This window comes from Spirosoma litoris (assembly GCF_054776755.1).
Map to the genome: position 1 here is coordinate 1 of NZ_BAAHBI010000027.1, position 21,268 is coordinate 21,268.

Here is a 21,268-nt window from a genome sequence, read left to right on the forward strand (position 1 = left end):
TACCAAACTGTTTTATCAAACTCTCAAAAGTGAAGTGTCCGGCTAAATAGGACCACCCCAGCCGACCTAGCTGAAAAATTCAAAGTTAATGTGTCGCAATCTCTTCTCCGTCAGCTACAGACTCCTACCGTTTTTCATGAAAAACGTTGAAGGGCTCGCTCCTGTCGCAATCTCTTCTCCGTCAGCTACAGACTCCTACCCTCGTTAGCCCAGCAACCAGGATTTGATCTAGTCTGTCGCAATCTCTTCTCCGTCAGCTACAGACTCCTACCATTGGTTTAGTTGTGATCGCCATCAAAAGCGTAGATGTCGCAATCTCTTCTCCGTCAGCTACAGACTCCTACTAATTTTTTGTTCTTGTGACCGCAAGTTCATCAAAGTCGCAATCTCTTCTCCGTCAGCTACAGACTCCTACTGAGCCGAACTCAGAAGGTATTTGCCAATTTTATGTCGCAATCTCTTCTCCGTCAGCTACAGACTCCTACTCGTAGTGAATTACGTCCTCATCAAATACCGAGTGTCGCAATCTCTTCTCCGTCAGCTACAGACTCCTACAGCAAGGTAGGGTCAATTTGTTGTATATCAGTACATTGTATAGTGTTTCTTGCTGGCCCGAAAGGCCGTTTTTATGCATTTGCTTTAAAAAGGGTTATAAGATGAGGGTTAACGTCTGATTACAATGATATGACCAGTCAGGCGGTTCTTCGCCTAACCAATACGCTTTACGGGCATAGGCTTCTGCCAGAGGCATCAACATGAACTGAGTGGTACTCAGATTGGCCGAAGCTAGCCACCGTTCTACTTCCTTTACTAACTGCTGTTGACGTGAATCATCCAGACTACCCAAGAACACCGAACGCTGTAAGCGTTCCAGCCCATAGGCCAGTAAGCAGTTCGCTAATTTCAAGCGTAACTTGTCATCTTCAATATCATAACTAGCTAAATATAACATAGTTAGAAAGGCAAAGCAAACGATTCTACCTTATGGCGTAACTCATTGGCATACCGATAGATACTATTTTTTCGGGATGTTTGATACTGATGGAAAGGCTCCATGCCGTTTACGTATTCGTTCCAGCGAGGGATTAAGAATCGCTTGCCAATTCGATTCAAACAAACTCCTCCATCCGGCTTTCGATCCGTAAAATCGGCTTGCCACATATTGTCTAAGCATAAATCCAGTAGGAATCTATCTGCCCAGGGGCGAAAGGGTTCAATTAGATCAAAGGCCAGAGTTGGGGCATTGTATTCATCTACATGAAATAGACCCAGATAGGGGTCAAGTCCAGCCGCTAGGAGCGCATTTTCGACGGACGTATAAAGCATTCCGTATAGATAATTCAGGGCCGCATTGAAGGAATCAACGGCAGGCCGTCGGCTTCTTGACTCAAAGGTTAATGTGTTGGGAAGAGCAGCCGCAACCGCCTGCCAATATGCCCGAGCCTGACTGCCTTCTTTACCTAATAACTCCTGCCGGAGTGCAGATATGGGACATGTCAATTGATCGGGCGATAATAAAGGCTTTGTTGTCGTGATCTGACTAATGGCCTGTTCAATTGGCTCACTTGCAGATGGTCGTCGATTAAGCAGGTACCGAAGCACTTCTGTCTGTTGCTGATTCTTAAGGGCAAAAACTTCTGCAATCCAGCCTGTAGCAACTGCACTATCAGAAAAATATACCTGATGCCGCCGGATGGTGGCAATCGTACCAAATCGCGGACTTTGTAACGATGCCTGTACATCGCCGATGGTATCGAAAAAGTAAATAGGTATCTGATGTTTGGCAGCCAGTTGGATAGCTCCTGAGCTTATCAGGCAACCCTGTGTTACGGCGATACTACTGACTTTGAAAGGCGATATAATTCGCTCAGTATTCTCATGCCGGATCATAAAACAGCGGTTTCGCAATTTCACGACAAGTCCTCTTGTGTCAAGTAAAAGTTGCATTGGGCTGAGTATTGATGATACAAATGGTTTTCAATTTCAGGGCGTCGAGCCGTCTCTTCTCCGTCAGTCAGATACTCCTAGATAATGGCAGTAGATTTAAGTACAAACTTATTTGAGTCGCAATCTCTTCTCCGTCAGTCAGATACTCCTAGCTGTCGTGTACATTCCACTGGCACTTCCAGGCGCCATGTCGCAATCTCTTCTCCGTCAGTCAGATACTCCTAGACTGACGGTAACTCCGGCAACATTTTCGACATCTCCGTCGCAATCTCTTCTCCGTCAGTCAGATACTCCTAGATTCTGACAGGCATACCACGCATCGTTGAAGCACCGTCGCAATCTCTTCTCCGTCAGTCAGATACTCCTAGCTTTTGGACATATGATAAAATCGTGTTCCATAGATCCGTCGCAATCTCTTCTCCGTCAGTCAGATACTCCTAGGTGGAAAAATTGTACAAGCTGTAGCGGCTGTCGTGTCGCAATCTCTTCTCCGTCAGTCAGATACTCCTAGAAGTCTTCAGCATGACGACTACAATTTTGAGTTAGTGTCGCAATCTCTTCTCCGTCAGTCAGATACTCCTAGCAAAGCACGGTGTAGCAGGTACGGATTCAGTTTTGTCGCAATCTCTTCTCCGTCAGTCAGATACTCCTAGTCGGCAGGATCGCTTTGGTGGCGATGGAGAAGGATGTCGCAATCTCTTCTCCGTCAGTCAGATACTCCTAGAGCAAGGTGGTGATAAGTCATTGTATACGAGCGTAATACATACTATTTTTTGCTGGTCTGAAAGGCCGTTTTTATGCATTTGAGTAAAACAGGGTATATAGGATTAATTGTAATCTTTTCTCAAGTACTCCATTGTTTTTAGTCAACCAATCGACCGTAACCTACGCGTGTTTTGGCGCCGACACCCAGCTCGCCAATGATAGCGCTGAACAAAATCTTACGCTGCTCAGGAGTAAGGCCCGCTTTGGTTCCCCGTAGGTCAAATTGAAATGTAATGGGTACCTCGGGCATTATTTTCAGGAACTGTATCGGGATTGGATTGGTAAATGGACTCATGCGGGGATTCTTCCGGTTACGGTGGGGCGTAATAAAATCATCGCCGAACAACTGACCAGCATGAGCAACTCCCCTCATATCTATGCCGATAAGTGCATCGTAGAAAATATCTCCTTCCGATAGGGGTATGTTTTCCTTAGAGCGCTCCTCATCTTTGAGGTGACCGAAGACCTCAGATTCTAAGGCCTCTATTTTTATGTCTGCACTCTGCTCAGCAGTTAACCCAACGCTCGATTGTAGAAGATATTGAATAAACGCTTTTGCCCGATGATGCAATTGATTCCTGTCGGGATTACCAGGGAATGCACTCCTGAGTAAGCCCTTCACAGATGATCCGGGTATGATGGGTAGTCCCGTTGTATAATCGAACGAAAAGCCTAGTTTAAGTTCATCCTTACTCCCCGTTTCGTGCCGATAGCCACTGCCAACCAATAAACCGGGATAGGTAGTTTTCAGACTGAATCGACCCGAGCTGGGGCCAACTAGCAGGGAGTTCAGTGCATCCCGATACTGATTGGCGCGAATGGCCAATAACTCGGCTTTATGGGTATCCAGCCCGGTAAAGGTATACCAGGGCTTTTCAGGTGCTTTACCCCGTTCGGTAGGGAGAGGAGCCTGGGAGCGGAAGTAGTCGTAAAAGTATTTCCAGTGTAGGTTTACAGGTGCAGGCATAGCCCAATGGGGTTATTGGTTCATTTTTTCTTTATCCATGGGAAAGGTTCGCAAGGCCATTTTTAGGGCCACAGCAGCATTCATTACCTCTTTCCGACGCTTATTCTTAAGGCGGAACGTCTCATCGACAAATGCTTTCAGGTCACCTATTCCTTGAGGGTCAAGTAAATAGGCAATGGCTTCGACAACCAGTGATCGATTTCCTTCAGCTCCGTCGCCTGTGTTCAAATACAACACTAAGGCTGGCAATACTCCCGACTGCCGAACATCGACGCCAAAGGAAGATATATAGCCATTGTAAACACCCGGAACTTTCCCATTAATTAGAAAATGTTTTTGGATATAGGTTCGTGCAGGTTCTAAATACTTCTCAACAGCAGTCATAATTTATCAGGTTAATGAATCTCTTCTCCGTTAGTCTGCTACTATTACCCAACATTATTACCTGGAGTCAAGCGTGTAGTCGACGATGGGTCGCAATCTCTTCTCCGTCAGTTAGGCCCCCCTATACGACCGGATGGTTATTTCACACTATCGGCATTTATGTCGCAATCTCTTCTCCGCCAGTTAGGCTCTCCTATATCGTGGGACTTCTATCCCTGTTTGCAAGCAGCATGTCGCAATCTCTTCTCCGTCAGTTAGGCTCTCCTATATGAATTCAACTCCCTCATTTACCGCGATCAGTGTCGCAATCTCTTCTCCGTCAGTTAGGCTCTCCTATACGACAAGAATCAGAATCCTTTCAAGACAATCACATGTCGCAATCTCTTCTCCGTCAGTTAGGCTCTCCTATACCGATGTGACAGTGCTTGATTACAATGACAAATGTCGCAATCTCTTCTCCGTCAGTTAGGCTCTCCTATGTGGGAATTCAGTTCGGGCGAAAAGTGGATTGCTGTCGCAATCTCTTCTCCGTCAGTTAGGCTCTCCTATCATGGATCGTTACTCACAAAGGTAGTGCGGTTCGCGTCGCAATCTCTTCTCCGTCAGTTAGGCTCTCCTATTTCGCTAATGTGCAGGCTCAATTGAAAAACATTACGCTGTCGCAATCTCTTCTCCGTCAGTTAGGCTCTCCTATGTGGGAATTCAGTTCGGGCGAAAAGTGGATTGATGTCGCAATCTCTTCTCCGTCAGTTAGGCTCTCCTATAACGAAAAATTGTGATCGTAGCCAAAGGGATGAACGTGTCGCAATCTCTTCTCCGTCAGTTAGGCTCTCCTATAGCAAGGTGGAGATAAGTTGCTGTATACGAGCGCGGTATGGGTCATTTTTTGCTGGCCCGAAATGGCGTTTTTATGCATATGGTTTGAACGGGGTATATACGTTAAGTTGTTATCACTCTGCGAAGCATACATTGGCCGTAACCAATAGTTGCATTGGCACCAATTTGCACCCGGCCATTAGCCGTCGAAAGGGCTTGGTCGAATGCTGTTTCGGTATCTGGATGGCGTACAAACAGCGAAAAACGGCTCTGACGAGGGACGATTTCTTCATACCAGAGATTTACACTCCGGCCATTTTCAAGGTTGTTACGGGCAATGACCGGTAAACGTTCGGCTACCTCTTTCAGCGTAGTATGATCAAAGAGGGCAATATGCTCATAGCCTAAAACTGTTTTCAGGGCTTGCCGTACGGTTTCATTAACGACCGATTTGGCCTTGTATTCATCCAGATAAAGATCGCCTGCAAATGTCTGCGGAGTTAGAGCTATTGGCTCGTCTGGTTGCGGGGCCAGTGCCTTGAGGGCTGTCAGTAAATCAGCCGCAGGGGTATATGGAATTCCAAATAATGATAGCTGGTCGAAACAGTCGATCAGGACTTCTTTAGAAGTCGCCAGAAAATAAGGCAAATGACTACTGCGCACGGGAAGCGCTAATAATCGGGCTTCGAAAAACTGATGAGAGCCCTGTTTTAATTCCTGATTACCATTTCGTTTCGAATCGTTCCCAAAAATTGTGTTGACAACGGTGTCGTCAATGCCTTCCTGGTGTTTAAACCACTCCCGAAAAGCGCCTTTCAAACTCGACGCCTGGATTACGGGTAAATTCTCGATAGGGTCACGCTGGACCTCCTTGTCCACAATATCATAATTTGTATCGCCCCGTCCGGCATGGAGGTGGGTTAGGCATTGGAGTAAATACCAGTCGCAGGTTTGTGCAGGCATGGGTCGAAAGGGTTAAGCAGGTTGAAATAAGGTTGCGGATTGTCCGGTCAGGTGGTACGCGTTATAACCAATCTGGCAGAAGTGGATGGGTTTTTCAAGTGCCTTACATAAGGCTGGCATCTGGTCGGCAGTTGTATACAATACAGACCCCCGTTCGAGTAACTGATATTTTTTTGCTTTCTGCGGACTCGTCACATCACCTTTGGCCGAACGGTTGAGATTGGCGTAGTTTTTCACGGTTACGCTAGACTCGATTGGGCGAAAATCAACGGTTTCCGTAATGGCAAAGTCGCATTCTTTATAAATTTCATTGGTTACAAACGCATCACTCAGCAGGGTCAGCCGAAGACGTCCGTCTATAGCAGGGCGATTGGGCAAGGCAAAAAAATCAACTACATTACCAGCAGGCGACATGGTTAGCCGAAATGGACGACCTTCGCCCCCTAACGTAGCCCAGCAATTGGTCAGTAAATGATCCGATAGTTTGGCTGCTGCTTCCTTAGCTAGGTAGGCAATGAACGCAAACGACCAGTTCTTATTAGCAAAGCGGTAGTAGGTCTGTTTGTAAAATCCCTGATCGTCTTCGGCGCGTTGATCAGTTTTTAGTATCCCCTCCTGTATCTGAGATTTGTATGGGCTTTGTGCCGCAGTCTTTTCATCATAATCCAGCGGGCATAAATTATTTTTAGCATCGATCAGTTGTCGTTTCAACCCTATCTTCGGATCATAACCACTTACTACATGTGGTATTTGTTGACGAACACCTTGTCCCACCAATGAAGAAACCGACTGAGTTCTCCATTCCAGAGCCATCCCCTGATCTTTGGGGGCCATTACGAAAGGCGTATCCTGGTGCGTGTGCTTATCCTGGTGCAACCAGAATAAGGGCGATAGGCCATGAATATGTCCGTATGAACGCGCTTGATTGGTTTCGGCTGTGTGCTGAAAACTTCGTTTGCCAATCCAGTCTATGGCTTCCTGTGGTATGGATTTTTGTTTGGACGCTAACCAGCCGTTGGCTTCGAGCAATTTATACCGAAGTATACCCAGCAATGCAGTTTGCTGTGGATACCGATTCGACTCGACAAAGTAATTGGCCGTAACGTTTTTCTGCGATCGCTCGCCATCATAGCCAAAGGTTCGCTCACCTCCGAAGAAAAACGTATCTACGGGCTTCAGCCTGAACAGATAAGGAAGACTAGCCATCGGTGTTAGTTGAGTTCAGTAGAGGTTAGAAAGCGATGAGTCCGTAAGAGTGCGTAAGCTGCATCCATTGCCAGGGCTGCGTTAGCGTGTTCTGCAAAGCAGGCATTAAGCAAACTAACAATAGCCGCAAGAAATAGACGGGTATGACTTTTATGGATGTCTTCGTTGAAATTGTTATCAAAAAAGGCCTGTAAGGCACTATTGTCGTGGCCAATTAATTGAAGAAGTTTCCGATTCTCATGAAGTTTATGAACGATCGAACTGAGCATCTGGCCGTCTTCTTCCGAGGAAAACTGAAGCAAGGCCATAAGCTGGTCGAACGAAGCACTTTTCAGTCGAAATGCACCGCCAAAAGGTTGCCCGCTATGTTTTTGCACTCGCAGCGCAATGGTATTCTTACCGTCTATGTGTTTGGCCACACCAAAAAGCTGATGGGCAGCAGCTTCACGAGCTTCGTATAATGGAAATTTATAGTAGGTTACCGATACCCCAAAAGAAAGCGTTGGATGAGGATCACCTGTGGCTACAGGAAACTCTTGAAAGGTTTTTGTGAACAGCGTATCTAACCTGCTCAATAGGTCAAACAAGGTTTCCTGCTGATACAATAAGGGGGCAAAGAACAGTAAGTCATCCCCGCCTGCATAAATATTCATCCCCCCAAACGCAACGACTTCCTTGACAGCGTTGAGGGCAAATTCGCTTAGTTTTGTAGAAAATTTCGCATAATCTGCTGGTTTCAGGTTCGCAATTACTTTGCCAACATTATCCCCATCGGCTTGTATAACCGCGATGTATTTATGCGCAGGCCGAAAGATTTTAGCCGGTGTAGGCGTGAGGGTTGCTCGGTAATTAGCCGTTAGGTAACTAATCAGGCTGGTTTCATCGGAAGCCAATTCTGATTCGTCTAGTTCTTCTGCTTCAGCAATCTGGGAGAAGCTAGTCATTTGATTGGCCTCTGCCTTATTATACTGAAACCCTGTTCGCTTTTCTTTTAAACGATCATAGGGCCGAAGTCCTAGTTGACTGAAGTCTCGGGTAGCTACTTCCAGGATAGTTTCGAAACTGTGCTGCTGCTCTCTGAATCCATCCTGCACCAAAAATGACTTAGTAACCCGGTCGAACAACTGGCGGAGAAACGGCTCATCGGTTGAGTTGAAGTTGTGTTGCAACTCCAGACTATCCAGATGCGGCATAATTGTCAGAATAACGTTTTGCGTCGCTGGATCAAGGGGTATTTCTAAGGCATAGAGTTTAAAGTAATTTTTAAGAAATGCCAGCACTGGTCCAGTAATACCGGCAGTGCGTTGCATCTGGGTGGCAAGGTATACCAATGTCTCTTCAAGGATTTTCTCTAGCTCGGGCAGTTGATCTGGCGCTTTGGTTTCGAAAATAAAGCGGTCTGGAAATATCCCTACGCCATAGGTAGACGTCTGCTCTCCCAGAATAGAAGGAAGGATAAAGTTGCCAGGGATACGTTCATTCTGTAAGATGCGCCTGGTTATTTGCTTTACCAGGTAAGAAAACAAATAACTCGATGCCCACAACTCGCGGGTATAACGGGCACCAGCCATCGTTTGATAGATCGGCCCGATGGTAAAGGCGAGGTAGTTAGGCATTTTTTGGTGGGGTATGGAATTTGAGTGAGCGAAGAACTTGCTTGATTACAGGAGAATGATTCCGGTTTTCCCGCTGTATATCTTTCTCAATTCTAGGTGCGTAAACATCCTTAATGTATTGAAAAAAAGCGGATAGGCCGAAATAAGGAGCGGTCGAAAATTCCGTAGTAGGACTATCTTTGATATTAATTGATAGCTTAAAATTTTGACTCAAAAATTCAATGGGAATCGGCTCATAAGAAACAAAAACATTAAATTCCGTTTTGCTTAACCGAATAGGTTTGAACATAATAGGAGACTTGAATCGTGCAATCTGACCTGATTTATGATCCTTTTCGAGAGTAACTTGCTGGTGTTTCCAGTTAGTTGTTGAGGCCAATCCTAATAGATCACGAAATAAAATTTGAGGTTGCTTTGCAGGTTGATTATGCTGCTGATCTTCTTTCGCTGCATCTACGTATTTTTTGATGGCAGGCTTATCCCATTCAATAGCCAGCGGAGTGTATTGTCTAATTAACTCTTTGTGAACATCTGGTTTAAGTGCTTTCAGGAAATCAGCTTTCCATTTGCTGTGGACATACGAATCTAAAGCAGCCGTAATAACAGGTTTAGGTAGTTTAATGCCATTCCGTAATGACATCCAGAAAAGGCTGATGTGTTCAAAAACTTCTTTAGTCTGGTCAATTGGTTCTAACTTACCATTAACAGGAACCGTAAAACTTAGCAGATTACGGGCGTTGTCTGTCGAGGGAGGAAGGTCAGGTAATAAAAGTGTCCCGTTATCATTTACTGCAGTAAAAGAGCCAAATCCTTTTGATTGCCGTGTACCAAAATTTTTGCGGCATAGAAAAATAGGAAAATGCTGTTTCAGCAGAATTATTAACTCTTTGTGCAGACAGAAAATCTTAACGTTAATATCGCTATCAGTTAATAATAGCGTCCAGTTTTTACCAGGCTGCTCATTAGTAATGGGTTCGTTTTCGCCTAAGTTCCCGAAGAAACATGGATATTTTTGACCTTTTCTTATGGGAAAGCCTCTAATTGGGCCTGAGCATGAAATGTGGATTTTATAATCAAATGGCCGTTCTTCTCTCTTGAACTGATGCAATAACTCGTTTTCTCGTTTTTCTGTATAGCCGACAATAAAACTCTTGCCCTGCTCAAAATTATTCTTGAAAACTCGCTGCCATAAGTACTTGTCAAAAGCCGGTTTCAATTCGCTCACCCGCAGCAGTGCTCCTGGCTGGTCGGCCTGGAAATGGATCATAGGCGTGTGCTGCCGTAGGGTAAAAGTGGCGTGGAATTCGTCGTTTTTCATTGGGTTTTGTTGTTAAGGACACTGGCGGTTTTAGGAGTACTAACAGTGGGTTGCTTAATAGACTGTCGAAGCAAGCGGATTTCATTACGAAGGCTGTCAATTTTTTCAGTAGCCGTAGAGTCGATGACAGGTTGTGTCTGTGTGACTTTCTCAGGTACAAGCAGTGTACCGATTGCAGGAGTAAGAACCAACAGAACTATGAGCGCAAGAAACACACGAAAAATCCATGCATTAGGCTTGAATTCGCTGGGTTTGGCAAAAAAGGCCTTATATCCAATACAGAAGAGGGCAAAAAAGGCAAAACCAATTAAACCGAACTCCCAACCGTTAATAGGTACATGGTTGAAATCGAGGATGCCCCAGCCGAGATAACTGAGCAGAAAACTAGGTACTAAAAATAGGCCTCCCAACAGGCTTACTCGCTCCAGTGTTACACGCTGGGTTTCACTATTGGCGGTCTGGACATAATTGTTTAGCTCGCTAATTTCTCGCTTTACATCACTGGCTGTTTCCAAAAGCCGCATTTGGGCATGGAGCATATCATACAGTTCAATACCTTGCTCCTGCGCTGTGACTTCCTTAAAAAAGAATCGATTATCAAACTGAATATAACTGCGATTAAGCTCTTGTACCTGATCGCTGATAAATGCTAGCTCAGTGGTATTTTTTAGCCGCCTAGATACATAAGAAACCTCACCTGAAAAGCGAAGTAAAGCTGCTCGTTGTACTAAGCCGATAAGGGCTAAACGGGTATAAATATTAGTTAAGTGGACACTCAGAACACTACTAGCAAAATCTCCTTCGTCAGTTAAAATAACAAACGTATAGCGGCTAACCCCAAAGAGTGTTTTTTCGGGTGCCCAGCGGGTATACGTTGTTTGTTTCAGCAATGTATTTTTTAGTACGGGGTCGGGGCAGGTTAAATCCGTGTCAACAAATACGTACCGATACCAGAAATCTTTTTGTTTCGTCAAGTCATATTGGGTATTGGTCAATACCGCCAATTCATGAACAAGCTGATTTCGTCCATACCAACAAAGCACGAACATCCGATCATCCAAAACTGGCTCAATACGGATACCGACGCTGGCAATAGGTAATTTTTCAGCGAAAAAGACAGAATCCGTTTTCAGCCCACTATCCAACAGCTGGAGAATATGCGGGGGTAAGTAAGAGGGAGAGTTTGCATAATCCTGAACAAAATTGGACTGGATGTTTAGCGACTTATCCTCATTGAGGAGCTGGATTGAGCTGGCCAGGAAACTATTTTGGGGATACTGCAAATTAAACCCAGGTCCTATGTACTGGGGGTATAACCGCCGACCGAAATCGTTGATTTGTAGAATATCCTCTGGTTCGCCGTATGTGTCGTTTTCCAGCGAAAAACTAAGTACGCCAACGCCTAAATCGTATACGTTGAGGGTTACCGACCTCAGTGCCAGAGTAAAGGTTTTTTCGAAGGCAATTTTGTCAAAATGTGGCCAAGCTTTTTTTACAATGGTAATCTGATACGTAGCGTTCTGACCAAGTTCATAAGTATATTGTTTGTAGGACCGATAATTGGCATCAGGGAATATTGCTTTACGAACGAACGGGTAGAAATAGGTCCAAGCATTGTAGTGTTCAGGCGTATCAGTCTTAAAATCGACAATCTCACTCCAGCGAGAAGCGTCCTTAGTTGTCAATTTTTCGTGGAAAGCGGCTAAATCGGTTCGCTCTCCATAGGGTGTTTTGCTAAGATCTTTACCAATATATTTGACATCCCATCGAAAGGGGAATTGGAAGACATGCTTACTGTGCATACTAAAAAAGGTGTGGCGTAAAGGGATAATTAGGGGTGGGAATTTATAAAAAATTACAATTCAACTGGCTCATTAATCCTAAATTGATTAACCGGTTTCTGCTGGCAGGTTTTCTTTGGTCCTTTATTGGGATGCGAGACTCATACCGAGGGCAATAACACTTGTTAACCTCGGAATACATCACTTATGGCATCCAAGGTGGAGTATATGAAGTCGACGTGGCTGATGAGTGGTTCGTTGTCTTTTACAAACACCGGAATGATGTGTTGATGCCGCACCTCGTCTAAACTGGAGACGAGGTTATTGGCTTCTATGAATGCCTGCGAAGACAATTGCTCTCCTACGATAGGTGTAAACGGGACAGGAAACAGGCCGATTTTAACAGGATTGTAGTCCATACGACATTAGCGGTAAAGTGATGTGATTGAGAATGACTGGGCGCGATCAACAGGCAACGCTTGGCTTTGAGTAACTTCATATATATTGGTTTAGACTGTGCTGACCCTATGCGGGCGGTAGTTTTCCAGCACGTCAGAGCCTTTGGCATCCTGTGCTAGGATATCAGGAAAGCCAATTCCATGTTAGTTAACTCTTGAACGTTTAACTAATCCGGAGTTAACTCAGGCCAGTTCACAGAAAAAGCCCGGGGGTAGGGGTATTTCAAAAAAGCACCGGGGGAGGGTATGGGGGGATTATCTGTTCGTGAAGGCAAAAAGTAAAAATGGGCCCTAAAAAATATTTTAGGATTTTTTTAAGAAAGGTGGCTTGGCTGTTGTAGAACTGTTTTGTATGTTATTGTAGACCTTCATTTGATGTTGTAGGAGTCAACAAGTTATGTCCTTTTAATCACCAGCCAAGAGTTGAATTTTGCCGAAAATTCATTTCTGGGGTGGCCAAAGGTCGCTAATATGTATGAGTTCTACAATATGCCTGAAAATATAAATATCTGAATATCAAAAAGTTGATCTTTAGTTGTGCATTGAGTACTGATAATAGTTCAGTAGTTTTGCTGCCTAAATACTAGCGCAAATGATGATCTCAGTAACCTCGCCGAAAGGGGGCTCCGGCAAAAGTACCTTGGCCTTTAACCTTGCTTCACTTTTTACCCGTGATGGGTATTTAACCTGTATTGCTGATTGCGATGATTCTCAGACGAGTTTGCGCTGGGGTCAGATTCGAGCTAGGGCTACAGAAGAGCTGCCTTCTGTAGATGTAATATGGACACCCGATGGTATAGTGGTGAATCAATTAAAACGACTCGGGCGTGAATACAGTGTGATCATCGTAGACTCGATGCCTACTTATGGCAACGCAGATACAAAGATTTTGAAAATGACCAATTATAATCTTATTCCTGTGCGGTGTTCTGGGCCGGATATCCAATCTCTATACACGTACATGAATCGAATTGAAGAGATGCGGGCTTACAGGGATATAAAATTAGAGACAGGTATTGTGATCAATCAATATAATGCCCAATCAAATATCGACAAATGGTATCATAAATGGCTTCAGAGTCAACCTTGGAAGCCCTTCCAAGAGTTAATTCATCACCGTGTCCCTCACAAAGAGCCATTTATTTACGGTATGGGTATCAATGAAATGTATGCACTTAGTCGAAAACGGGAATATAAAGCGGCAGCTGACGAAATGGAAGCCTTTTATCAGGCCCTCTTAGGGCAGTTACGGTCGACTCCCTACGGAGATTTATTTAAGAATTCCGGTCATAAATAACCATCATAGTTACTCGTTCAGCACCCATCGACCAGCCAATTTCGCAACTACAGATTTATGGTCAGCTGCATTGTATGATACAATTGGGCATTGACCAAATCAGATAATTATAGCCATTTGCTAGGTATTACAGTAGCAGTCGGCATGTAGGGCGCTTAGCGTCTTGGTAGAAGTAGAGAGTACGGATATATACAGTCTTCTTGCACGGAGGCATACAACTTGATTCTACATAGATGGGTCGAGTAGTTTATACACCTCCATAGCAACTCCTAAATGAAAGATGACTATGGAGGTATTGAGTTAGCATCCCAAATTGAATCGTTGGCAAAGTCGTCGTCTACCCTGTTCATAGCGTGGCATAAGTTCATACCACTCATTGTCCAGAATCAGCTGTTTAATCGAGTCTAGGCACTGCCGTAATAAATCGGGCGCTGTTTGGGGTTCAAATTCCAGCAATAAGCCCACTTCCTCGAAAAGATCCATAAATAGGATAGGATGCATGAGAAACATTTTGAATAAATATTTACAGTAGCCAACATGCTCAGTCAGGACTTTGGGACCTGCCATCTTAGGAAAGTGATTCGGCCACTTACCCAGCGAGCTTACAACCTGCTTACTATTAATCGTTGTGCCCGCAAATATCTTTTTAAAGTTCTGTTGTCGATTCATGGCCAGAGGCAAAATTTGCAGCTTTACGAAGAGTGGGTTCAGAATAAAAAACAGTTCCGTTCGGATTGAGGGAAATGGTAGGAGAGGAATCCAATGACAACCCACCTGGATTGGCTGCAGCTTGCAACGACCTTGGTTCTCGGAGATGAGTCAAGAAGTAAGCGATATCTAATCCTGCCTTACGCTGGTCTTCGTTAGCATTATCTTCCAGATAGCGTGAAACACGAACCTGGCCATGTGACAACTGCTGGAGCTGCTTGGCCAGATTTGTATATTTTTGAAAGGCGCTACCATCTTTGGATAAACTTGGGTACAGGACTATATTCCTCCTTTCCGAAATTGCTTGGTAGGGTTCAATATCATCGAGTGCTAATCCTTCCGAGGCTAACCAAATGTAGTCTGGATAATAAGCTGATGCGATGATAGCAGTCATCTCATGCTTGACCAAAGCTATGCTCGCTAGAGGCTTCGTATTGAGTTGATGTTCGCCAAATAAACAGGGCCTACAGTTGAATAGAGGCATCTTCATCAGTTGGTGAAATGGAACAGGCTGATGGACGGAATCAGGCTTGCCTGTGTGAGAATCAAAGAGGATTACTTGACCAGATCGTGTTCTTCCCGTACGATCTGTTCGCCAAAATATGGTTGCCCCAGGCCAGTGTTGAGATGTACCTATCTGAAATTGAGTAACTAATGTCTGAGCTTTCTGGAATCCAAAAAGTTTATAGAGGTAGTGGTACAGATTATTCTGCTCAAAATTGGTTAAGGTGCTTGAAACTTGATTGGCATCAATAATGCTGGCTGGTTTAGACAAATAATAGGGGCGTAATCGAGGAGCTTGTTCGGGCTCTGAAGTATCATTAAACATAAATCAAGGATATTAGATGAGTTAATAGGCACACTAGCGTGCATACCAGCGTCATACATTCTTCCATCATGTTGATATAAATGGTAGGCAGAACTATGACAATTACTCGTAGCCTAAGCATCGAGTCTGGGAAACCCAGTTGTAGAATTGAGGGTACGCAGTGGATGCCTTAACTACCCACTGCATACGCTACAGAGGAGTAGCGGTTGACAGATGTGTTACATGTTACATTTGTTACGACTTGAAACATGTAACAGATGTAACACCGATTAGGCAGGTGTTGCAGCTTTCAATAGTCGATTGACCGTTGCGACAGAAGTACCAACCTCTGATGCAATCTCGCGTTGGGTCTTTCCCTCTGCATGTAACTCCAGAATTTTGGTATTCCGATCTGTATTTTCTTCATTCGAAGGGGGTTTCAAGTGTTCCCACTCCTTGCCATACCCGACCAATTTAAAGGAAAGAAAACTGCCCTCTTTTTGGATATGACAGACGATAACATTCTCCGCATCATACTCAATGGCGGTGTTGCGGGCTTTGATTTGCTTTAGATACTTTGTGCTACTCCCTTGTGAACTGGCTCCGATGGCAAAACTGCTGTCACAAAACTGCATCAGTCGTGAACTCCCCTGAAGGTCATTCTGTGTTATGGGTTTCGTGATTTCTCTCTTAGGCGTATGAGCCAAAACGAGTAATGATAGGCCGTACTGGGTCTTCAGCTGCTTCAACTGCTTCATTAACGGAGCAGCACCTTTGGCCGTTTCGGTATCAGAGGCTAAATAAGTTAAGTTATCAAGAATGATAACCTTAGCGTCAGTCCGGATGATTACTTGTTCGATCGAATCGACAAGATAATCCTCCGGATTCTTACAGTGAGCAGGTAGTTCAGCATCGGGATCAATTTCGCAACGTTGTAGGTTGTCGCTCCACTGAAAGTGATTCGTGCCACTTTCGCAATATCGGGCTTCAAACTGCTTGGTCGACATCTCAAAATCAATGTAAATTACCTTCTGAGCACCTGAGTCAAATTTGAACCCGTCTATTGGAAAACCCGTACTGATGCTGTTGGCAATCTGAACGGCCAAGAGTGATTTACCCTGATTGGAGCTGGCAAACAATATGCAGATTTCGCCTTCGAACCAGAACTTATCGAAAAGCCCTTTAGGGGTTGGAAGCTTTTTCGACTCTGCGATCCAGTCCGCAGCGGAACGGATCAGAAAGGCTCCGATATGATCAGAACCTTTCTCTCTGAGAATACTCTGCCGACTAATTTCTGCTTGTAGTCCGTCGAATGTAATGCCTTTCTGTATTAGCTCAACGTTCTGAAATGGGGTTAGGGCGTTTATCGTTTGCTCCATGTTGCCCTCCCTTTTCTGTTTTTGGCTAGATACTCATCGGCTTCTGTGTTAATCTCCATCCGTGTTTTACAGCGCTGATTCTTTAAATAGTCATCAACCTCTGATTTGAGGAAAACCAGGCGTTTCCCCATCCTTTTGTGGGGTATCTCACGGTGTTGGACTTTACTATACAGCGTCGTAACGGCTGGCTTTCCAGGTAGATAAGAACTCAGTTCTTCAATTGTAAGCCAGCGGTCTTCCGTCTGCTGTTGTACGATTGAAGACTGGTAGTTTGCCAGACCACTCCTGACAGCTTCTTCCAATAGAGCTTTTAATTGGGAAGGTGTTGTTAATATAAATTGTGAATCCATGTCCTTTGGGGTTAGTGGAACATGGCACAAAAATCTTGGTTGTTATATTGCCCACAATGCCAATACTGCCATTTTTACAACGGCAGTATTGGCATCAAGCTGGTATGAGCTTCGTAAAGGTGTCTAGTAATTCGTCTTTTATTTCTCCCCTTAATGATCGGCCATCTGCACCCATATCGAGATTTGGAAAGTGATTATTCAAAAGCTTTACTAGATGTTTATCCTCTAATTTTGGTATTCTACCTATTACTTCCAGCCGTTTAACCCATGCCACGAGCACTTCTATGCTTCCTTTTTTTCCAATCCATTCTCCTTTCTCATTCACTATAGGCTTCGTCCAATGATACTTTTCTTTCCCATCTGCATTTAAGATTGGGCGATCATAACGAAAATTCTTTAGGATATCGACGTAATTAGATAGATCATTTTGGGTTAAACCATCTTTCCTAAAAAAGTCCGCAAATGTTTCTGAGGATTCAGCTCTGAAAACGGTAGAGGTCTGTGATTTCGTTTTTTGGGACTGTTCGGTCTGATCATTAATGCGTTTGACTGCTGGTGTCGATTGGGAGGGAATAGTAGAAGGTGTGGCTATTCGGTTTTCGCCTGTATCTAAAACCTCATCTTTCTGCGTTTTATCGCCTTGGAAAAAGCCCTTTTCTATAAGTGAGTCGTATTGAGACCTTTTATAAATGGTATTTTTTATATACTTAAGTTCTGTGCTAACAGTCGTGAAAATTTTAGCGATTAATGACCAAGTAACTGGGTAGCTTATATTCTGGTCTAATGAAGTAAATACTTTGTGTGCAGGAAAAGTCAAGGTTGCCCGGAACTCATCATAATCCTTATCATCGTAATCATAATATAATACCTTAGTCTCTACCTCAAATTCTTTTTCGCCACGATATATCTTATTAATAAGAAGCTCAAGTGCTTCTTTTGCAATAACAGACCCTTTAGTTTGCAGGGGTTCTAAAACTGCTTTTCGAGCGTCTTCATTTTCAGCGGTCAGCAATTTTATGAATATGTCAGTGAAGTCTCTTTCGAGTTGCTCCTGCTTCTGTTCGTATTGAGTCATTTGTAATAAATGGAAGCTAATCTATAAATCAATCTTAATCCGATCAGCAGCATCCCGTTTTGATTGGTCGATGATCTTTGCATAAATCTGTGTAGTCTTCAGTTCGCGGTGGCCCAACATCTTCGAAACTGTATAAATGTCAGTTCCTAGGGATAGTTGCAAGGTTGCGTATGTATGCCGGAAATTGTGGAAGCTTATTGGCTTGGTTATTCCAGCATCTTTGACCCACTGTTTTAACTTGTTGTTCCAATGAGCTGAATACATTAAACCAGGAAAAACAGGCTGACTGTCCTTCTGCTGTTCACCTAATAACGAAACGGCTTGCTCTGAAATCGGCATATACTCTATACCGTCTGTCTTCTCTTGTCGAAAAGCGATAGTATAGCCGTTTTGCGGATCGTGCCGGATTTTTTCCCAGGTTAATGCTTCAATATCGGAGTAGCGCAAGCCCGTCAACGCCGAAAACAAGGCCGCTTGCTTAAGTACAGGGAGACTAGGTAAGTCTGTCTTGACGAGCGCCTGTAATTCGGTTAAAGTCAGATACTCTCGCCGGGTTTCTTCCGGCTTGATACCCTCTATTTTTGCGTCAAGGTCAGTACTTATTATGCCGTCCTTATACGCCTGCTTCAGCGCAGCTTTGAATTTGTTGAAATAACTGACGGTAGAGTTTATCGCTAACGGTTCATCATTTCGCTGGCTCTTTGCCTGCATCATATACGCCCGAAAATCCCGGCATTTCTTTAACGTCAATGTGGATAGTTTGAGTGTTCCACCTGTAAAATCCCGCAAGTAGTGCAAAGCACTATCCCAGCCGTCTTTATTGCTGCCTGTCCGTGATGCGGCTATGCCTTCACAGTACGCCACAAAGCAGCTATTCAAAGTCTTTTTTGAAAGAAACCCATAGGCCCCGTTCTGCACTTCAATCTGGCGTTTTGCCCGAATTGTTTCAGCCAAAGCAATTGTCTCTGCATTTTGCTCCTTGTCAGCAGGTGTCTTAGGGCGGTTAAATAGATACAGCCCTAAAAATTCACGCCGGGTATCTTTACCTGTATCAGGGTGGGGGATAGCTGGATAATAGTCTAAGTAGAGACTGGCTCGGCCATCCGTAATCGGCTTTTTACGTAGTTTGACTTTAATCATGGTAGGGTGGAAGCAAGTAGCTGATCAATTCGAGACTTAGGTACATAAGCATATATTCCGCTGTACTGCTTCGGAACTTCATGCCGTTGTATCAGGTCGTATAAAGCCTTCTCGGAAATACTGTATTTATCCCGTATTTCTTTCATGGTATAGCAGTCAACGAGTGGAACCGGAATGGGTCGGCTCTTCTCCAGGAGTTCGGTTGGTCGGTCAAAGAGCCGGTCTATATCAGAGCGACGGATGACCGTACGTCGATTGAGTTTGACAAAAGGCAGTTCTCCTCGCTCATTGAGCCGGTACAAGCTGCGACGACTAATCCGAATGAGTTTGGCCGACTCGTCAACCGTTAGAAACTCCTGCGCCTTTATATCTTCAATCGGCTTGATTTTTAGTTGCAATGTCTGCTGATTGCTTACCTCAACCTTTCCCGACCGCTGGCGTGCTTTATATGCCTTCTTCGCACAAGTATCACTACACGTTTTAGACGTTGTCTTACGTGCTTCAAACTCGTTACCGCATTGTTGACAGATACGAATGATCCGAATATTAGAACTCATGTGTCATGCTGTGTCAATAGAATGACAGACTATGTCTTAGTGTGTCAGTTTGTGTCATTATCTCGCCAAAAAAAGGACTTTTCCTAAAAGCCCTTATAGCAGATACAATAAAGGTACAAATTTTTACTCAATAAACAACTACCATCACTCGGTAAACTAATAGTATAATGCATGAAAAAAGCCCATTTTCAGGGCTTTAGGTACTATTTATTGATAGGATGCAAAATGGTTATTCAGTAAGGTTACTTTCCGATACAGAACTTACTGAAAATCGACTCTAATAAGTCGTCGGTTGTGATCTCGCCAGTGATCTCACCCAGATGCTGTAATGCAACGCGTAGGTCCATTGCTAACCAGTCGGGGGTTACGTTTGTATCTAGGCCTAAGATAGCGCGGGCGAGGGCATCGTCTGTGGCGGTGAGGTGGTCGTAATGGCGGGCATTAGTCACCACGGCGCTGCCTGTCTGCACAGCGGCATCGGTACGAACCCGAGCTGAAAGGGCCACTTTTAACTCCTCTAAATGCGTTTGTCTGGCTGCCGAAATCCAGACTATAGCTTCACCAGCTATAGTTTCTAATGCCTGACGTTTTTCATCATCAACCGCATCTAATTTATTTCCGACAAGTAAATAGGGCTTGCCCGATTCACGTACTTCGGTAAGTGCCGTTTGTAGTTCATTGAGTTCAATGTTTTTTCCGTCGAACAGATAAACAACCAGAGCCGCATCGCGCATTTTCTGCTGCGTTCGCTCAATACCAATGGCTTCGATACGGTCGGTGGCTTGCCGTAAACCAGCCGTGTCGATCAGCCGAAAGCGGATGCCCTCAATGAATAATTCATCTTCGATGACATCGCGAGTAGTACCCGGAATATCGGAAACGATAGCTTTCTCTTCGTTAAGCAGTGCATTTAACAAGGTCGATTTGCCTGCGTTGGGTTTGCCGACAATAACCGTAGGTACCCCGTTTTTAATGGCATTTCCGGTTGAGAATGATTCGATTAATGGATGTAGCACTCGTCGGATGTCGAGCATCAGTTGTCGGAGTCGGTCACGGTGAGCAAACTCTACATCTTCTTCCCCGAAGTCTAACTCCAGTTCTACTAAGGCCACAAAATCAATGAGTTGCTGTCGGAGTTCTTTGAGTTGTTTCGAGAAGCCTCCGCGCAATTGGGTCAGTGCCGCCCGATGACTGGCATCCGAATCCGACGCAATCAGGTCAGCTACGGCTTCAGCCTGGACCAAATCGAACTGACCATTTAAAAAAGCACGTTGGGTAAACTCGCCCGGCTTGGCCAGTCGGACGCCTTCCTGCGTAAGCCGACGTAAAATCTGTTGGATAATAAACTCGGACCCATGACACGAAATCTCGACCACATCTTCTTTGGTAAACGATTTCGGCGCGCGGAAAACCGTAACCAGTATTTCGTCGATGATGCTGGCATTTCCTGTTTCGTCGGGGCGGTTTCGGAGGGTGCCAAAATGAGCGGTATGGCTGGGCTGTTGCGTCAAGTCTTTGCCCCGGAACATACGGTTGGTCAGCTCAATGGCGCCTTCGCCCGATACGCGGATAACGGCAATGGCTCCGATGCCCGGCGCAGTAGCAAGGGCGGCAATGGGATCTAATTGAAACAAGTTTGTAGTATCTGGTTTATGGTTTACGGTATTTGGTTTACGGTAGCCCATTGCTACAATAGAACGGCTGATATACTAGTGCTTTACCAAAGTAGATTT

General features: G+C 44.5%; 19 protein-coding genes and 3 CRISPR repeat arrays. Of the genes, 1 reads left to right on the forward strand and 18 read right to left on the reverse strand.

Going from position 1 to position 21,268, the window contains the following annotated elements; genetic code table 11:
* The first annotated feature begins 91 nt into the window (after window positions 1–91).
* Window positions 92–555: a CRISPR direct-repeat array (repeat unit 37 nt; unit sequence TGTCGCAATCTCTTCTCCGTCAGCTACAGACTCCTAC).
* Window positions 556–649: 94 nt separating this feature from the next.
* The 10 genes from cas2 to ACYVGR_RS16700 all read right to left on the reverse strand — a co-directional run bounded on the left by cas2 (window position 650) and on the right by ACYVGR_RS16700 (window position 12,182).
* Window positions 650–952 carry a CRISPR-associated endonuclease Cas2 gene (cas2, locus tag ACYVGR_RS16655; protein WP_460958640.1) on the reverse strand — a complete coding sequence of 101 codons (303 nt, stop codon included), beginning with the start codon at window positions 950–952 and terminating at the stop codon, window positions 650–652.
* Between the two features lie 2 nt (window positions 953–954).
* On the reverse strand, window positions 955–1,947 hold the full coding sequence (cas1, locus tag ACYVGR_RS16660; protein WP_460958642.1) for a CRISPR-associated endonuclease Cas1: 993 nt from the start codon (window positions 1,945–1,947) through the stop codon (window positions 955–957).
* Between the two features lie 45 nt (window positions 1,948–1,992).
* A CRISPR array of direct repeats spans window positions 1,993–2,671; the repeat unit is 36 nt; unit sequence GTCGCAATCTCTTCTCCGTCAGTCAGATACTCCTAG.
* Window positions 2,672–2,809: 138 nt separating this feature from the next.
* The gene (gene cmr6, locus ACYVGR_RS16665; RefSeq protein WP_460958644.1) at window positions 2,810–3,679 is read right to left on the reverse strand and encodes a type III-B CRISPR module RAMP protein Cmr6; all 870 of its coding nucleotides are present in this window, start codon (window positions 3,677–3,679) and stop codon (window positions 2,810–2,812) included.
* 12 nt (window positions 3,680–3,691) lie between these two features.
* A complete protein-coding gene (locus tag ACYVGR_RS16670; RefSeq protein ID WP_460958646.1) occupies window positions 3,692–4,063 on the reverse strand; it encodes a hypothetical protein in 372 nt (123 codons plus the stop codon).
* Between the two features lie 89 nt (window positions 4,064–4,152).
* Window positions 4,153–4,900: direct repeats of the CRISPR family, unit length 36 nt; unit sequence GTCGCAATCTCTTCTCCGTCAGTTAGGCTCTCCTAT.
* 102 nt (window positions 4,901–5,002) lie between these two features.
* The gene (cmr4, locus tag ACYVGR_RS16675) at window positions 5,003–5,842 is read right to left on the reverse strand and encodes a type III-B CRISPR module RAMP protein Cmr4 (RefSeq protein ID WP_460958648.1); all 840 of its coding nucleotides are present in this window, start codon (window positions 5,840–5,842) and stop codon (window positions 5,003–5,005) included.
* A 12-nt stretch (window positions 5,843–5,854) separates the two neighbouring features.
* The gene (locus ACYVGR_RS16680) at window positions 5,855–7,048 is read right to left on the reverse strand and encodes a type III-B CRISPR module-associated Cmr3 family protein (RefSeq protein ID WP_460958650.1); all 1,194 of its coding nucleotides are present in this window, start codon (window positions 7,046–7,048) and stop codon (window positions 5,855–5,857) included.
* A 5-nt stretch (window positions 7,049–7,053) separates the two neighbouring features.
* Window positions 7,054–8,664, reverse strand: coding sequence for a type III-B CRISPR-associated protein Cas10/Cmr2 (gene cas10, locus ACYVGR_RS16685; protein ID WP_460958652.1), 1,611 nt, complete (start codon window positions 8,662–8,664; stop codon window positions 7,054–7,056).
* Window positions 8,657–9,982 carry a hypothetical protein gene (locus ACYVGR_RS16690; protein WP_460958654.1) on the reverse strand — a complete coding sequence of 442 codons (1,326 nt, stop codon included), beginning with the start codon at window positions 9,980–9,982 and terminating at the stop codon, window positions 8,657–8,659. Before ACYVGR_RS16690 ends, cas10 begins: the two co-directional genes overlap by 8 nt.
* The gene (locus ACYVGR_RS16695) at window positions 9,979–11,784 is read right to left on the reverse strand and encodes a hypothetical protein (protein WP_460958656.1); all 1,806 of its coding nucleotides are present in this window, start codon (window positions 11,782–11,784) and stop codon (window positions 9,979–9,981) included. The genes ACYVGR_RS16690 and ACYVGR_RS16695 overlap by 4 nt, the downstream gene beginning before the upstream one ends.
* 164 nt (window positions 11,785–11,948) lie before the next feature.
* On the reverse strand, window positions 11,949–12,182 hold the full coding sequence (locus ACYVGR_RS16700; protein WP_460958658.1) for a DUF3871 family protein: 234 nt from the start codon (window positions 12,180–12,182) through the stop codon (window positions 11,949–11,951).
* 631 nt (window positions 12,183–12,813) lie between these two features.
* Here ACYVGR_RS16700 and ACYVGR_RS16705 point away from each other — a divergent pair.
* A complete protein-coding gene (locus ACYVGR_RS16705) occupies window positions 12,814–13,518 on the forward strand; it encodes a ParA family protein (protein WP_460958660.1) in 705 nt (234 codons plus the stop codon).
* A 300-nt stretch (window positions 13,519–13,818) separates the two neighbouring features.
* Here the strand turns inward: ACYVGR_RS16705 and ACYVGR_RS16710 are convergent, their stop codons facing one another.
* The 8 genes from ACYVGR_RS16710 to mnmE all read right to left on the reverse strand — a co-directional run bounded on the left by ACYVGR_RS16710 (window position 13,819) and on the right by mnmE (window position 21,220).
* Window positions 13,819–14,187 (reverse strand): hypothetical protein, encoded by a 369-nt coding sequence (locus ACYVGR_RS16710; protein ID WP_460958662.1) that lies wholly within the window; start codon window positions 14,185–14,187, stop codon window positions 13,819–13,821.
* Window positions 14,165–15,055: a DUF6371 domain-containing protein gene (locus tag ACYVGR_RS16715; RefSeq protein ID WP_460958664.1), complete on the reverse strand. Its 891-nt coding sequence runs from the start codon at window positions 15,053–15,055 to the stop codon at window positions 14,165–14,167. The genes ACYVGR_RS16710 and ACYVGR_RS16715 overlap by 23 nt, the downstream gene beginning before the upstream one ends.
* Before the next feature lie 269 nt (window positions 15,056–15,324).
* The gene (locus ACYVGR_RS16720; protein ID WP_460958666.1) at window positions 15,325–16,413 is read right to left on the reverse strand and encodes an AAA family ATPase; all 1,089 of its coding nucleotides are present in this window, start codon (window positions 16,411–16,413) and stop codon (window positions 15,325–15,327) included.
* Window positions 16,398–16,763 carry a helix-turn-helix transcriptional regulator gene (locus tag ACYVGR_RS16725; protein ID WP_460958668.1) on the reverse strand — a complete coding sequence of 122 codons (366 nt, stop codon included), beginning with the start codon at window positions 16,761–16,763 and terminating at the stop codon, window positions 16,398–16,400. The genes ACYVGR_RS16720 and ACYVGR_RS16725 overlap by 16 nt, the downstream gene beginning before the upstream one ends.
* A gap of 94 nt (window positions 16,764–16,857) precedes the next feature.
* Window positions 16,858–17,838 carry a hypothetical protein gene (locus ACYVGR_RS16730; RefSeq protein WP_460958670.1) on the reverse strand — a complete coding sequence of 327 codons (981 nt, stop codon included), beginning with the start codon at window positions 17,836–17,838 and terminating at the stop codon, window positions 16,858–16,860.
* Between the two features lie 21 nt (window positions 17,839–17,859).
* The gene (locus ACYVGR_RS16735; protein WP_460958672.1) at window positions 17,860–18,978 is read right to left on the reverse strand and encodes a tyrosine-type recombinase/integrase; all 1,119 of its coding nucleotides are present in this window, start codon (window positions 18,976–18,978) and stop codon (window positions 17,860–17,862) included.
* Window positions 18,975–19,535, reverse strand: coding sequence for a helix-turn-helix domain-containing protein (locus ACYVGR_RS16740; protein WP_460958674.1), 561 nt, complete (start codon window positions 19,533–19,535; stop codon window positions 18,975–18,977). The genes ACYVGR_RS16735 and ACYVGR_RS16740 overlap by 4 nt, the downstream gene beginning before the upstream one ends.
* A gap of 242 nt (window positions 19,536–19,777) precedes the next feature.
* Window positions 19,778–21,220 (reverse strand): tRNA uridine-5-carboxymethylaminomethyl(34) synthesis GTPase MnmE, encoded by a 1,443-nt coding sequence (gene mnmE / locus ACYVGR_RS16745; RefSeq protein ID WP_460958676.1) that lies wholly within the window; start codon window positions 21,218–21,220, stop codon window positions 19,778–19,780.
* Between the last annotated feature and the right edge of the window lie 48 nt (window positions 21,221–21,268).